Source organism: Streptococcus sp. ZY19097, from assembly GCF_040731245.1.
GTDB classification, from domain to species: Bacteria; Bacillota; Bacilli; order Lactobacillales; family Streptococcaceae; genus Streptococcus; species Streptococcus orisratti.
The window spans coordinates 2,006,465-2,021,698 of record NZ_CP160400.1 but is presented as its reverse complement, the minus strand read 5'-3'; the positions used below and the strand labels follow the sequence as shown (position 1 = coordinate 2,021,698).

Genomic DNA, 15,234 nt, shown 5'->3' with positions numbered 1-15,234 from the left:
AGATTAAATGAAAACAAACAATAATATCCCAGCCTATCGTTTCCAAGGCTACACTGACGCTTGGGAACTGCGGAAGTTGGGAGAGGTGGCAAAATATAGAAATGGTAAAGCACATGAACAATCGATAGTTGCAGAAGGAGATTACGTAGTAATAAATTCAAAGTTTGTTTCTACAGGAGGAGTAGTCGAAAAATTTTCAAGTCGACAATTAGAGCCACTTTATAAAAACGAAATCGCCTTTGTACTGAGTGATATTCCAAACGGTAAAGCTCTGTCAAAGACGTTCTTGGTTGATGTAGATCAGAAGTATACATTAAATCAGAGGATAGCTGCCATAACTCCTAAAGAAAGTGCAAGTTTTTTGAATGAATTATTGAATAGAAACTCATATTTTCTTAAGTTTGATAATGGGGTTGGACAAACAAATCTTGCAAAAGATCAAGTTTTAGAATTTAGTGCCTTTTTCCCCACCCTCCCCGAACAAAAAGCCATCGGCACCTTCTTCTCCACCCTCGACCAACAAATCACCCTTCATCAGCGTAAGTTGGACACGCTCAAGGAGCAGAAGAAGACCTATCTCAAACTCCTCTTTCCAGCCAAGGGACAAACCAAACCAGCCCTCCGCTTCCAAGGCTTTGAAGACGACTGGAAAGAAGTGAAGTTGGGGGAAGTGTGTACTATTCAGGGAGGTAATGCTTGGAAATCAGATAGTTATAGTTTAACTGGTGAATACTTAGTTGTAACTATTGCAAACGTAACAGGTGAATACTTTATTGATGACAAAAAAGGAAATAGGATTGATATTAACCCAAATGAAATGCAATATGTGTTAAAAAAAGGTGATATTTTAATATCATTAACTGGAAATGTAGGTAGGGTTTCTAAAATGACTGAATCAAAAGGTGTTCTTAACCAGCGAGTTGGAAAGTTAACGACAACAGCAAACTTTGAATTTATTTTTTCTATTCTCAGAACTGAAAAATTCGAAAATGAAATGCGATTAGCTTCTCAAGGAGCTGCCCAAGCTAATATTTCTAATAAAGATGTTCTACAATATATGATTCCCCTCCCTCCCCGAACAAGAAGCCATTGGCACTTTCTTCCAAACCCTCGATCAAGAGATGGATCAGGTGGAGGACAAGTTGGCTAGCTTGAAAGAGATGAAAAAGACTCTCTTGCGTAAGTTTTTTGTCTCGTGAGGTATGAGGAGTTATCACGCCTTACCCATGTCTAGAAGTCCGTCGGGAACATTTCTGGATTGCCTAAGTTCTCAGGCAGTTCGTCGGGAATTCTTCTAGCCTACCTGAGCCCTCAGGCAGTTTGTCAGAAACTTTTCTGGACTGTCTAAGTTCTCAGGTAGTTTGTCGGGAACTTTTCTGAACTGTCTAAGTTCTCAGCTAACTTGTCGGGAAATTGTCTCATCTCCCTAGACCCTCAGATAGATGATTTGGCTAGCTTTTCTAATAGCCAGTAAATGTAAGCTCAAAAAAACAAAAAAGAAAGAAGATGATTATGAAAAAATATAAGATCACAAGCCTTGAATTAAGTAAATTGGACCACGCCAGCTTTTCTCAGTTGATGACAGAGAGCAGCTCTGCTATTGACAGCTTCGTCAAAAAGAATAAAGACCTGCTTTACGTGTCCAAAAATGAAGCCCTCAAACCTCTTTTGCAAGACTTTCAGGCAGGATTGCACCGCTCTCGTGCCAGTCAGGTCAGTGACAAGCTAGAGGAGGCTGATAAGGGGCGTGATGCAGCCTTTATGACCTTGACTAGCTTAGTGCGTGCCTTTTCCCGTGTGAGTGTCCCAGAGACTGCGGCAGCTTACCAGCGTCTAAGTGACTTGCTCAAAAACTATAAGCAGGTCGCTACAGCCAGTTATGAAAAAGAGACGGAGGCCATCAGCCATCTCCTCGGTCAACTAGCCAAAGAGGAGTACCAAGCAGCATTGACCACCCTCCATCTCTACCCCCACTATGACGAATTGCGTCGGACACAGTCAGTCTTTGCCCACTATTATGTTGAACGGCTGCAAGAGCAAAAGACCGTGGTCAAAAGCAACAGCAAAGCACTTCGTGCCGAGATGCAGGAAATCTATGAGTTCCTAGTGGACTTTACCGCCATCAATGCCTATGCTTACCCAGAAAAGACAGGGCTTGCAGATCTTAGAGACCAACTCAACACTATCCGTAACCGCTACAAGGTCACCCCAACTAAAAAGCCCCAAGAGGCCAAGGACGACCTTGACCAATAATTGACAACCCCTTGACACTCAATGAAGCACGCCCTTGATGAGATGCTCACCGAGTGTCAAAAACGACACACTAAAGCTAGAAAGAGAAAGCACATGACACAAACAGATAATTCCACTAGCCTCTTTCAATCCCTTTGGAACGCTGCCGATATCCTGCGTGCCAGCATGGATGCCAACGACTACAAATCCTACCTTTTGGGATTGATCTTTTACAAATACCTCTCAGACAAGCTCTTGATGGCTGTCTGTGATAACCTCGATGAACCTTTTGATAGCCTATCCCAAGCACTGACGGTTTATACCGAAAACTACGCTGATCCAGATGTCAAAGAAGACCTGATAGACGTCCTGGAAGATGAACTTGGTTATGTCATTGACCCAACGCTCACCTTTGCCAGTCTTGTCGATAGCATTCACCAAGAAAGCTTCCAACTGGAAGACTTGGCACAGGGCTTTCGTGACATTGAGCAGAGCAATGAAGCCTTTGAAAACCTCTTTGAAGACATTGACCTCTACTCGAAAAAACTAGGCACCACTCCACAAAAGCAAAATAAAGCCATTGCGCAAGTCATCCTCGCCTTAAACGACCTTGACTTGGCAGGGCACAATGGGGACATTTTGGGTGATGCTTACGAGTACCTGATTGGTCAGTTTGCCAGTGACTCTGGTAAGAAAGCGGGAGAATTCTACACCCCACAAGCCGTCTCTCACCTCATGACCCAGATTGTCTTTAGCGGGCGAGAAAATCAAAAAGGTTTTACCCTTTACGATCCAACTATGGGTTCGGGGTCACTCTTGCTCAATGCTAAGCGCTATAGCCACCAAGCCTCAACCGTGTCTTATTTTGGTCAGGACAACAAAACCTCTACCTATAATCTGGCGCGCATGAACATGATCCTACACGGGGTAGCGACAGAAAACCACCACCTACGTAATGGAGATACCCTTGACGAAGACTGGCCAAACACAGAGCCGACAGACTTTGATGGGGTTGTCATGAACCCACCTTACTCACAAAAGTGGGCAGCAAGCCCGGGCTTCTTGCAAGATGCTAGATTTGCCCCATACGGTGTCCTAGCACCAAAATCCAAGGCTGACTTCGCTTTTTTGCTACATGGTTTCTACCATCTCAAGCATTCAGGCGTTATGGCTATTGTCCTGCCGCATGGCGTTCTTTTCCGTGGCAATGCCGAGCAGAAAATCAGAAAACACCTCCTCGAAGAAGGTGCCATTGATACCATCATTGGTTTGCCAGCCAACATTTTCTACAATACGAGCATCCCAACGACTATTATCATTCTCAAGAAAAATCGTGTGAGCAAAGATGTTTTCTTCATTGATGCCTCAAAAGAATTTGACAAAGGCAAAAATCAAAACGTCATGACAGATGACCACATTGCCAAAATCTTAGCAACCTACCGTGACCGTCAAACGGTGGATAAGTTTGCTTATCTGGCAAGTTTTGAAGAGATTGTTGAAAATGACTACAACCTCAACATTCCTCGCTATGTGGATACCTTTGAGGAAGAGCCTGTCATTCCACTGACAGAGCTTGCGGACAAGCTAGCTGAGACAGATAAGGAAATCGCTGAAACCACAGCGAAACTTGAAGAAATGCTTGGTCAACTAGTCGGTACCACACCAGAAGCCCAGGCAGAGTTGGAGGATTTCTTAGCTAATACTCTTCGAAAATCAAAATTATCCGTTGTCAACTTGCCTTGATGAACTCAAGTTCTATCGTCGGCTTCGTTTCCTAGGCTACTTTTGATTTTCATTGAGTATAAGTTACAATGATGTAGCCTTTAAAACCAAAAGAACCCTGAGATTTTGTCTCAGAGTTCTTTTATAGTCTTTTAGTTTGCTTTTAGTACAAGGCAACGAGCTGCAGGCTGTACTGAAGTACGGCAAAGCGAGTTAACGAAGTAATCAAAGATAAACTAAATGACTATACTTTTAGAGTAGAGCTTCAATGTCCACCACCATCTTTTCTGGTTCGGACTTAGAGGAGAAGCGCTGCACCACATTGCCCTCACGGTCGATGAGAAATTTGGCAAAGTTCCATTCGATACGTTTGCCTAGCAGACCGCTTTTTTCTGACTTGAGCCAGTCATAGAGAGGGTCAGCTTCCTTGCCATTGACCTTGATTTTGGCAAAACGTGGGAAAGTTGTCTGGTAATTGAGGCTGCAAAAGGTATTGATTTCCTCTGCGCTACCAGGTGCTTGACCAGCAAACTGGTTACAAGGAAAGTCTAAGATGACAAAACCTTGGTCTTTGTAGGTATCGTAAAGTTTTTGTAGCCCCTCATACTGCGGTGTCAAGCCGCAACCTGTTGCCGTATTAACAACGAGCACAACCTTGCCAGCGTATTGGCTAAGCGGGCTATCACTGCCATCTTGAGCCTTGACAGTAAAATCATAAAGATTAGGCATTTTCAAGCTCCTTTGTGTAAGCAATAATTTGGTCAACGGTGTCGCTTAGGAATTGGATAGTGTCGCGCAGCGGTTTGTCCGTAGAAATATCAGCACCGATGAGAAGGGCGGTGTCTAGTGGTGTGCGGCTGCCACCAGATTTGAGGAAGTTGAGCCAGTCGCTAGCACCATTAGGATTATTTTTGAGGTTGAGGTAGCCAGCCGTTGAGATGACCAGACCAGCAGAGTAGGTGTAGCTGTAAAGTCCCATGTAGTAGTGGGCTTGACGCATCCAAGTCAAAGCAGCATCGTCATCGATTTCCACCGCATCACCCCAGAATTGGCTTAAAACTTCTTTCATGATATTGTTCAATTGCTCAGCACCGAAGGTTTTACCCTCCTCAATCAAAGTATAAACTCGGCGTTGGAAGGCAGCTTCTAACAGATGAGTGATGAAGTTGTGGAAATAGGTATCAGTCAAGCGGTGGGCAAGAGCGAAGCGCTTTTGACGAGGGTCATCCAGCTGACGCTCCAAATAATCGCTGAGTAGCAATTCGTTAAAGGTTGATGGAGCTTCCACATAGTAGGTGGACATGTGAGCGTTGAAATAAGACTGATGATTGTCCGAGAAGATGAATTGGCCCGAGTGACCAATTTCGTGAATAAGGGTATAAACATCAGACATGCGACCAGTCCAACTCATGAGGACATAAGGGTGAACCTTATAAGGATCGGCAGCGTAGCCACCAGAGTCCTTGTTGGCATTCGCAGCAAAGTCCACCCAGCGCTCGCTTTGGTAGCGAGCGACCTCTTGGCTGTATTCTTGTCCCAGAGGTTCCACTGATTTCATGACCAAATCATAAGCATCATCAATGGTGACATCAGGATTTAGCTCACCATCTAAGTCCAATTTCCAATCGGCAAAAGTCATCTTGTCAAGGCCATTGACCTTGGCAACGTGTTTGAGATAGCGTTGAGCAACAGGGGCAAACTCTGTCATAATCAGGTCAATTTGACGGTCAAACATGGCACGATCAACTTCTTGATCCGCTAGAAGATAATCAAAAACGTTGTCGTAGCCGCCCATGTCAGCGAGAATTTTCTCAGACTTAACCTTAGCCAGATAAGCAGCTGCAGCAGTATTTTGATGTTTACGCAAACCAGCTGAGAATGAACGAAAAGCCTTCTCACGTATAGCGGCATCGTCATGATTTTGATAGAAATTTTCATAGGTTACAAAAGAGTTCTTATAAGTCTTTCCATCCACCTCAAAATCTTCCATGGCAAAATCACCAGCTCTCATCTTGGTGTAGATATCATAAGGTGCTCCTAGAACCTCACCAAGATTAGTTAAAGCTTTTTCAACATCAGGGCTGATAAAGTGTTCTTTTCGGATTTTAGCCTGACGAATGGCAGAGCTAAAGTAAGGATTTTTCTCCAAAGCATCAAGAACAGCCGTATCCGCAGTGGCTAAGGCTGTATCAAAAAAGCTGAGCGCCACACTAGCCTTGGTAAAGAAATCACCACCAGCCTGAGCAATCTGGGCAAATTCTTCATTGCTGAAATCGGTGGTCTGTGGCATGAAAGCATAGTTGTTGATGTGACTCATCTCAATATAAATCTGCTCAATTTCCATCAGAGCAGCTGTAAACTCTTCCACACTGTTCAAGTTGTTTTCATAATTTCGCTTGAAAACATCAATGTCGGCTAAAGTTTTTTCCATAGCCAGTAAGAAATCTTGGCGATCTTTGTAGAGGGCACTTAGATCCCAAAGTTCATTTTCAGGAAATTCAGAGCGTTTTTTTAATTCCATATATAGTCTCCTTTGCTTGCTAGGCTTGCTGCCTAGTCAATGTCATAATATCAGTATATCAAAAAAATAAGTAGAGGTAAAAAAGCAGGGTATGCTAAGCTAAATTTGAAAAAACAAAGAAAAAATCAGAAAATTTATAAAATACTAGACAATATTCCTTGTTTCGGGTTACTTTTTCGGGAAAAAGTGGTATGATAGAAGGGTAAGCTAAAAATGATACGGAATTTAAAGCTTTTTTTGGCTAAATCGTTATCATTGTTTAGTAAAATAACTTGTTAAAAGCTAAAGCACATCATTTTTGAATGATGGCAAAAGCTTGGTCTCTTAATGAAGGAGTGATTGTGTGACCGTCAAAAAGTTAGAAAGCAGCAATAATCAGGCTATCATCACTGAAGAAGTCAGTATTTTGAAGAAAATGCTAGAAGAAATCACTCGCCAAATGGTTGGCGATGCTTCTTTTGCTAAAATCGAAAAAATTATTGACCTCTCTGCTAAGGAAGATGATGTTCAGTTAAATGACTTGATTTCTCAATTAACTAATGAAGAAATGGTTATTGTTTCTCGTTATTTCTCAATTTTGCCACTTTTGATTAACATTTCAGAAGATGTTGACTTGGCTTATGAGATTAACTATCAAAACAATACCAAGGCTGATTATCTAGGAAAAATGTCCCTAACCATTGATATGGTGGCAGAGCAGGAAAATGCCAAGGAGATTTTAGAACATGTGAATGTCGTTCCTGTTTTGACAGCTCACCCAACACAAGTTCAGCGTAAGACCGTTCTTGAATTGACGAATAAAATTCATGACCTTCTTCGTAAATATCGTGATGTGCGTGCGGGTGTAGTCAATGAAGAAAAATGGCACACAGATTTGCGCCGTTACATTGAGATCATCATGCAAACGGATATTATTCGTGAGAAGAAACTCAAAGTAAAAAATGAAATCACTAACGTCATGGAGTATTACAACTCTTCATTGATTCAGGCCATTACAAAATTGACAGCCGAATATAAAAAATTGGCTGCCGATAAGGGACTTGAACTAGACAATCCGACACCTATTACGATGGGCATGTGGATTGGAGGAGACCGTGACGGAAATCCTTATGTAACTGCTGAGACTCTTCGCCTTTCTGCCACTGTTCAAAGTGAAGTCATTATTAACTATTACATTGAAAAGTTGTCAGGGCTTTACCGTACTTTCTCATTGTCAACGACTTTAACAAATATCAGCCCAGAAGTTGAATATTTGGCTGCCCAATCTAGTGACAAATCTATCTACCGTGAAAACGAACCTTATCGTAAGGCTTTCCATTACATCCAGTCCAAACTCATCCAAACCTTGATCGGTCTCAAAGTGGGTGGTTCTAGCTTGGCCTCTCGCATTGATGGCAATGAGGTCTTTGCAGATGTTAACACGGGTGCAAACAATGCAGGTGTGGTTGCACGTTATGTTCAGAACAAAGTGTCAGAGGTGGCTTCTGAATTTAGCGAGGAAGATTTACCACGCTATGCCACAGCTCAAGAATTCAAAGAAGATCTCCTACTCATCAAGAAATCTCTCTTGGACAATGGCGATGATGCCCTTCTAACAGGTGATTTGAGCGAATTGATTCAGGCCGTTGAAGTCTTTGGTTTCTATCTTGCAAGTATTGATATGCGTCAAGATTCTAGCGTACAAGAAGCTTGTGTGGCTGAATTGCTTAAGTCTGCAAATATTGTTGATGACTACAGTTCTCTCTCCGAAGAAGAAAAATGTGCTGTCCTTCTCAAAGAATTGGAAGAAGATCCGCGGACACTTTCCTCAACAAATGTTGAAAAGTCAGAACTCTTGCAAAAAGAATTGGCTATTTATCAAGTGGCGCGTGAGCTCAAAGACAAATTGGGCGAAGAAGTGATTAAACAGCACATTATCTCACATACGGAGAGTGTGTCAGATATGTTTGAACTTGCCATCATGCTAAAAGAAGTCGGCTTGATTGACAAGGAAAAGGCTCGTATTCAGATTGTACCGCTTTTTGAAACCATTGAAGATTTGGATAATTCACGTGGTATTATGACTCAGTACCTTGACTACGATATCGTCAAGAAATGGGTGGCTACAAATCACAATTATCAAGAAATCATGCTTGGATATTCTGATTCAAACAAGGATGGCGGCTATCTCGCTTCAGGTTGGACACTTTACAAAGCTCAAAATGAACTGACACAAATCGGTTTGGAACATGGAGTGAAAATAACCTTCTTCCACGGCCGTGGTGGTACTGTTGGACGCGGTGGTGGACCTTCTTATGAAGCCATTACTTCACAACCTTTTGGTTCTATCAAAGACCGCATTCGTCTGACTGAGCAAGGTGAAATCATTGAAAATAAATACGGTAACAAGGATGTGGCCTATTACAATCTTGAGATGCTGATTTCAGCAACTATTGACCGTATGGTGACGCGAATGATTACTGATCCAAATGAGATTGATGATTTCCGTGCGACTATGGATGACATTGTAGCTGACTCAAATGTCATTTACCGTGATCTTGTCTTTGGAAATCCTCATTTCTACGATTATTTCTTTGAGGCTAGTCCTATCAAGGAAGTTTCCAGTCTGAACATTGGCTCACGTCCAGCAGCTCGTAAAACGATTACTGAAATTTCAGGACTGCGTGCTATTCCTTGGGTGTTCTCATGGTCACAAAACCGTATCATGTTCCCTGGATGGTATGGTGTTGGCTCAGCCTTCAAGCATTATATTGATGCCGCAGAAGGTAACTTGGCCAAATTACAACACATGTATGAAAAATGGCCATTCTTCAATTCGCTCTTGTCAAATGTTGATATGGTCTTGTCAAAATCTAACATGAGCATCGCCTACCAATACGCACAGTTGGCTGAAAGTCAAGAAGTTCGTGATGTGTTCAAGATTATTTTTGAGGAATGGAAACTGACTAAAGAAGTCATTCTAGCTATTGAAAATCACAAGGAGTTGTTGGAGGAAAATCCATCTCTTCGTGCTAGTCTTGATTTCCGTCTTCCTTACTTCAACGTCTTAAACTACATTCAGATTGAGCTGATTAAACGTCTACGCCATGATGGGGTAAATGAGGACTACGAAAAACTCATTCATACCACTATCAACGGAATTGCTACAGGACTTCGCAATTCAGGCTGATTCTATCTAGGCAGACTTATTAACGAAAACTATTTAAGAGGCTGGATGATTCCAGCCTTTTTTTTTGTCTCACGAAAACCACTAGCTGTGCTAGTGGTTCCGAAAAGCTTTTAGCGATGTATCAAAAAAGTCCCCCTAAAGTGTTATATTAGATAAGGTTTCCCGACCACTAACTAATATACAAAAGGAGTACCTCTGATGAGACAGGATAATAATAGTTTAGCACATACTACATGGAATTGTAAGTATCATATTGTTTTCGCCCCAAAATATAGACGTCAGATAATCTATGGGAAATACAAAGCAAGTATTGGTCAAATCTTACGGTTATTATGTGAAAGAAAAGGTGTTGAAATTCATGAAGCAGAAGCATGCCCAGATCACATTCACATGTTGGTGAGTATACCACCGAAGCTAAGTATTTCCTCATTTATGGGATATTTAAAGGGTAAAAGTAGCTTAATGATATTCGACCGACACGCTAATTTAAAGTATAAATATGGGAATCGCAAATTTTGGTGTCGAGGGTTTTATGTTGATACGGTTGGGCGAAATCAGAAGCGAATTGAAGAATATATTCGTAATCAATTACAAGAAGACGTGATAGCAGATCAGCTCAGTCTTTTCGAGGAATATGATCCGTTTACAGGTGAGAAGAATAAAAGAAAGTAGTCTTAAAGAGACCCGCTAGTCGGGTCAGCTAGCAAAGGTGGTGCTGAAGGGAAACCATTCGGTAGGCCTTTAGGCCTCGGCCGGTAGCAGAGGCTTTCAGCCGAAGAGCAAACCACCCGTTCTCACGGGTGGTTTTGATTGTACAGACAAAGTATCAGTGTTACCTTTCCTCTTCAAGAAATTATCAGTGGTGAACTTAACAGCCTGTTCCCCGAAAACTAAGAAGACGTAGAGTTTTATGGTGGGAGCGGGAAAGAACTCAACAGGTAAAAACATACTAAGATTAGTAGTGAGGAAATCTCTGACGGGAGAGAGTACTCACTACTTTTTTCATTCTCAAGATGATAAAGTAGAGGTGTCTTGTTAAGTCGTGGGGCTTTTTGACGCTAGACGTCGCAACAAAAACTGGCAAGACACCTGTTTTAGAAAGAATGTTATCAAAGTATGTGGGACGCCAGACGTCGAGTATTGAAAATGACATCACTAAAACAAGGAATCATTCAAGACAAAGAGGTAATATCATGCGAGTAGTATTGGGAATTGACGTGAGTAAGGTAAGTTCAGAAGTGGCTATTCTAGTCAACGGCGAGAAGGTTCATGGCTATACCATGGCCAATGATGCCATTGGATTTTCTCGGCTACTTGGCGATTTGAAAACTGTCCACAAGCCAGAAATCATCTTTGAAGCAACAGGCGTCTATTCTCGTCGTCTTCAAGCTTTTCTGGATGAACATAGCTACGCTTATACGCGACTCAATCCCTTAGAAGCCAAGAAGCAACTGGATAGCTTGCGTGTGCGAAAAACAGATCAAATTGACGCCGAAAAACTGGCTCAGTCTCAGTTTGTATTGAATCGTAAACCGACCTATGTCCAAGAAGAAGTCTATCAAGATCTGCGAGATTCAAGTCGGTTCTATCAGAACTTAACTGAGGACATCGTTCGAGCTAAAAACCGTCTGCACAAGGTCTTACAGGTCACTTTTCCTGAATTGGAAACTATCTTGTCAACACCAACTGGGGAACAATACTGGAACTTAGTTACTGCGTTTCCTTGCAAGGACTTCGTGCTTGAGTTAAGCAAGGATGAACTCTCAAAGAGCATCCGTCTGTCCACTTCAAAACGGATTTCTGACGAGCGTGTGGCCTACTTAGCAGAGAAGCTGACAGCACTAGCTAATCAATCTTATTGTGCCGTCAAGAAAACCTCTCCAATCATGGAAGAGGTCCGTTACTATGCAAAAGAATTGCTTAGACTTTCTGAACAGAGACAAGCAATCTTAGACGAAATGGTGGAACTAGCTCAACCTTTACCAGAGTATGACATTCTGCTTTCTATTCCTGGTATCGCTGAGACGACTGCAACAAGTATTATTGGTGAACTGGGAGATATTCGCCGTTTTCAGTCTGCCAATCAAATCAATGCCTTTATCGGTATTGACCTGAGACACTATGAATCTGGAAACTTCATCGCTAAGGAACACATTACCAAGCGTGGCAACCCCTACGCTAGAAAGATTCTGTTCAAATGCATTCACAATATCGCTTCAGCTAGTCACACCAATCCTTGCCATATTGCAGACTTTTATGAGAAACGAAAAAGGCAATCGCAAACGACTTCAACCAAGCCACACACGATTGCCTCCATACATCGTCTCATCCGGACAATGTATTACCTCATTATGCATAACAAACTTTACGATTACACTTTAACCCAAAATCGGTAAAACTGTTTATGCCATATTATTGTAACACCTTATTTCAAAAATCACAAAATAAGGTGTTGATTTTGTATACACTTTTTATGTAAATCTTTAGTGTAAAGTAAGGTCACTTCCCTATTTTGATGACTGTATGAAAATTATTTTTTCTCTAAAACCTTGATAGGCTTGACAAATGGTAGAAAAGAGAGTTCGTCAACAATTTCTCGTTTCAAGTTGTTGAGCTGAAACAGTCTATTCCCAGACTGTTTCACTCCCGCCCCGCACAGCTCCAAAGGTTAGGGGAATCTTTTGAGGTTGGAAATGAAGCGAACTCTGTTCGCATCAGTCGTAGAGGTCAAATTTGGAGTGTAAAACACGAATTGCTGAGATTTGCTTCGCAAACCTTATCTCCAACCTTTAACAGTCCACTGGACTGTTAAACCCAATCAACCACTGCGCTGAAATGTTGAACAAACCTTGAGAAGTGCTGCTGGGCTTTTTGTCCAGCCTCTAAGTTCGTTTTATGTCTTACCCATAATAGACTTGCCAAATCTGTTAAAATTTGTCTGATTTTGATTGTCATTAAGTGTTATTATTTTTAGAAAATTTCAAAAAAATATTGACAGACTCTAAAAATCCAGCTATAATAATCTCAAATCAGAAAAGTAGCAGTAAGAAGTTTTCAGGGAGCCTGCGGTTATTGTGAGCAGGTAGCGGGCGATTGTGAAATTGGGCTGATAGTAAAGAGTGAAGATAAAACATATTTTTCAGGTAGGCACCCCTTATCGTGCGACTCCTTGTTTGAGGAGGATGAGATGACGAGAGATAGTTCTCGTTAAATGAGGTGGCACCGCGTTAGGCAACTTAAAACGCCCTCACACAGTTTTTTCTGTGTGAGGTTTTTTGATGTCAAAGTCTTATGGGAAGTAACTCTTTAAAAGTGAGACTATAATGTTTTCAGGGCGGCAGTCCTTACCATGCAACTCCTTGTTTGAGGAGGATGAGATGACGAGAGCTAATTCTCGTTAAATGAGGTGGCACCGCGCTAGACTAACTAACGCCCTCGCACAGAGCTTTTTTCTGTGCAGGGCTTTTTGCTTCTTTGGAGGAATGTTAATGTTTAAACGATGGCGACTGTTTTTCTAAATTATAAGGATTTCAGATATAGTCTTTAGTTTGTTTTGTAGCATTAAATAGGAGTTGGTGCTATGGTTTACCACAAAATTTTCTGTTCATAACTAAAAGCGAACTAAAATGTTAACTAAAGAGAAAAACGAAAAGGAGATATAAAATGGCAGAACAAATCAGTAAAAAAGGTTATTTTGGTGAATTTGGAGGTAGTTTTGTACCTGAACCCATTCAACATTTATTGGACGAACTGGAAGATGTTTTCAATCGGTATAAGGATGATCCAGAATTTTTGAACGAATATCATTATTATTTAAAAGACTACTCAGGTCGAGAAACACCACTTTATTATGCGGAAAGTTTGACCAAACATTTGGGTGGGGCGAAAATCTATCTCAAACGTGAAGATTTGAATCACTTGGGTTCTCACAAACTAAATAATGTTCTAGGTCAAATTCTCTTAGCTAAACGTATGGGCAAAACCAAGGTTATTGCTGAGACAGGTGCGGGTCAGCACGGTGTAGCCACTGCAGCTGCAGCAGCGAAATTTGGTATGGCCTGTGATGTTTACATGGGAGCAGAAGATGTTAAACGCCAACGCCTAAACGTTTTCCGTATGGAGATGATGGGGGCAAAAGTTCATGCAGTGACTGCGGGGACGGCAACTCTTAAAGAAGCTGTCGATGCAGCCTTTGAAGCATGGATGTCAGACTTGGATGTTTTCTATGTTTTGGGTTCAGCTGTTGGTCCTCACCCTTATCCAACTATTGTTCATGAATTTCAGAAGGTTATCAGTGAAGAGTCACGTCATCAAATTTTAGAAAAAGAGGGACGTCTGCCAGATGCGGTAATTGCCTGTGTCGGTGGAGGCTCAAATGCGATTGGTGCCTTTTCACAGTATGTTGCAGATAAAGAAGTTACTTTGATTGGTGTTGAGGCTGCTGGGCATGGGATTGACACGGATAAGCATGCTGCGACAATGACCAAAGGAACTGTAGGAATTGTTGATGGAATGAAGACTTATGCTCTTTTTGCAGATGATGGTAGCATTGCTCCTGTTTATTCAATTTCTGCGGGTCTTGATTATCCAGGAGTTGGCCCAGAGCATGCTTTCTTGAGAAGTTCAGGGCGTGTAGAATATGTCCCAGCTACAGACGATGAAGCAGTACAAGCTCTGCTATTGCTCTCAAAAACAGAAGGGATTATACCAGCTATAGAGAGTTCTCATGCCATTGCTGAGGCTGTCAAGCGTGCTCCTAAAATGGGAAAAGATCAAATTATTATTGTCAATATTTCGGGTCGTGGCGATAAGGATGTAGCGTCAATCGCAGATTATTTAGAATCGAAAAATGATTAAACCTTTCAGAAAAGTAGTCTAAGGTGGATTTCAGAAAGCTTGTGGGCGATGGAAACAAGTATCTGACTTTGATGAACATTGGGCTGAAAGAGGGATTGGGGATAAACAATAGTCCTCAGGGTGGCACCCCTTACTGTGCAACTCCTTATTGGAGGAGGTTGAGATGACGAGAGCTAGTTTTCGTCAAATGAGGTGGCACCGCGCTAGATTAACTAACGCCCTCGCACAGAGTTTTTTTCTGTGTGGGGATTTTGTTTTTATTTGGAGAGTGACTGTATGAAAAATATAACGGAGATTCGTCATGCGATTGATCAAATAGACCAAGGATTAGAACCTGTATTCGCAGTTCAGCACTTCTATCTAAGGCTAGTTTTTGAGCTACTCATCGTTAGTTTTTTTTCAAAATACAGTCAGTATTCCTCAAAAAACTGCCTTGATTAGCGAAAAACGATCTCTTATATAAAAGCACGTTACTTGTGAATACAGGTTCTTAATTCTTCTTTTGGCCAAGCGTCAGCGTTTAGTTGAACAAGCTGGGCGGTTAAAAATAAGAACGATATCCGAGTTGTTCAGGTAGCTGACAGGGTATCACAAGTTCTTGCTAGTCGGCGATAGGAGGCTGCTAAAGCCCATTTGTCTCCAGATGTGGCTGAGAAAATTTGGCGTTCAATGATTGAAGCCTTCACCGAGCTTGAAATGACAATTAATAAAGACAATTGATGAAAGGAAACTT

General features: G+C 41.7%; 9 protein-coding genes and 1 pseudogene. 8 read left to right on the top strand and 2 right to left on the bottom strand.

What is annotated here, in order from left to right; translation table 11 throughout:
- The first annotated feature begins 7 nt into the window (after window positions 1–7).
- The 3 genes from ABZ559_RS10005 (at window position 8) to ABZ559_RS09995 (ending at window position 3,975) form a co-directional block, all read left to right on the top strand.
- Window positions 8–1,150, top strand: a complete 1,143-nt coding sequence (locus ABZ559_RS10005) for a restriction endonuclease subunit S (protein WP_367006233.1) — start codon at window positions 8–10, stop codon at window positions 1,148–1,150.
- 362 nt (window positions 1,151–1,512) lie between these two features.
- Window positions 1,513–2,253: a DUF6261 family protein gene (locus ABZ559_RS10000; protein ID WP_277291260.1), complete on the top strand. Its 741-nt coding sequence runs from the start codon at window positions 1,513–1,515 to the stop codon at window positions 2,251–2,253.
- 93 nt (window positions 2,254–2,346) lie between these two features.
- Window positions 2,347–3,975, top strand: coding sequence for a type I restriction-modification system subunit M (locus tag ABZ559_RS09995; protein WP_367006231.1), 1,629 nt, complete (start codon window positions 2,347–2,349; stop codon window positions 3,973–3,975).
- Window positions 3,976–4,206: 231 nt separating this feature from the next.
- Here the strand turns inward: ABZ559_RS09995 and ABZ559_RS09990 are convergent, their stop codons facing one another.
- Entirely contained in the window at window positions 4,207–4,683 is a 477-nt protein-coding gene (locus tag ABZ559_RS09990; RefSeq protein ID WP_018376050.1) for a glutathione peroxidase, read from the bottom strand.
- On the bottom strand, window positions 4,676–6,475 hold the full coding sequence (gene pepF / locus ABZ559_RS09985; RefSeq protein WP_367006229.1) for an oligoendopeptidase F: 1,800 nt from the start codon (window positions 6,473–6,475) through the stop codon (window positions 4,676–4,678). Before pepF ends, ABZ559_RS09990 begins: the two co-directional genes overlap by 8 nt.
- Window positions 6,476–6,818: 343 nt before the next feature.
- Between pepF and ppc the strand changes: the two genes are divergently transcribed.
- The 5 genes and pseudogenes from ppc (at window position 6,819) to ABZ559_RS09960 (ending at window position 15,221) form a co-directional block, all read left to right on the top strand.
- Window positions 6,819–9,644, top strand: coding sequence for a phosphoenolpyruvate carboxylase (gene ppc / locus ABZ559_RS09980; protein WP_367006227.1), 2,826 nt, complete (start codon window positions 6,819–6,821; stop codon window positions 9,642–9,644).
- Window positions 9,645–9,842: 198 nt separating this feature from the next.
- Complete coding sequence (gene tnpA / locus ABZ559_RS09975; RefSeq protein ID WP_002891962.1) at window positions 9,843–10,316, top strand: IS200/IS605 family transposase; 474 nt, start codon at window positions 9,843–9,845, stop codon at window positions 10,314–10,316.
- A 521-nt stretch (window positions 10,317–10,837) separates the two neighbouring features.
- Window positions 10,838–12,040 carry an IS110 family transposase gene (locus tag ABZ559_RS09970; RefSeq protein WP_367006225.1) on the top strand — a complete coding sequence of 401 codons (1,203 nt, stop codon included), beginning with the start codon at window positions 10,838–10,840 and terminating at the stop codon, window positions 12,038–12,040.
- Window positions 12,041–13,307: 1,267 nt separating this feature from the next.
- Window positions 13,308–14,501: a tryptophan synthase subunit beta gene (gene trpB, locus ABZ559_RS09965; RefSeq protein WP_367006224.1), complete on the top strand. Its 1,194-nt coding sequence runs from the start codon at window positions 13,308–13,310 to the stop codon at window positions 14,499–14,501.
- A 493-nt stretch (window positions 14,502–14,994) separates the two neighbouring features.
- Window positions 14,995–15,221 (top strand): annotated as a pseudogene (locus ABZ559_RS09960) (chorismate mutase).
- Window positions 15,222–15,234 lie beyond the last annotated feature (13 nt).

Bases quoted from the DNA above. Each gene is read 5' to 3' on its own strand.
- pepF (WP_367006229.1), bottom strand. From the start codon at position 6,475: ATGGAATTAAAAAAACGCTCTGAATTTCCTGAAAATGAACTTTGGGAT.
- tnpA (WP_002891962.1), top strand. From the start codon at position 9,843: ATGAGACAGGATAATAATAGTTTAGCACATACTACATGGAATTGTAAG.
- ABZ559_RS09995 (WP_367006231.1), top strand. From the start codon at position 2,347: ATGACACAAACAGATAATTCCACTAGCCTCTTTCAATCCCTTTGGAAC.
- trpB (WP_367006224.1), top strand. From the start codon at position 13,308: ATGGCAGAACAAATCAGTAAAAAAGGTTATTTTGGTGAATTTGGAGGT.
- ABZ559_RS10000 (WP_277291260.1), top strand. From the start codon at position 1,513: ATGAAAAAATATAAGATCACAAGCCTTGAATTAAGTAAATTGGACCAC.
- ABZ559_RS09970 (WP_367006225.1), top strand. From the start codon at position 10,838: ATGCGAGTAGTATTGGGAATTGACGTGAGTAAGGTAAGTTCAGAAGTG.
- ABZ559_RS10005 (WP_367006233.1), top strand. From the start codon at position 8: ATGAAAACAAACAATAATATCCCAGCCTATCGTTTCCAAGGCTACACT.
- ABZ559_RS09990 (WP_018376050.1), bottom strand. From the start codon at position 4,683: ATGCCTAATCTTTATGATTTTACTGTCAAGGCTCAAGATGGCAGTGAT.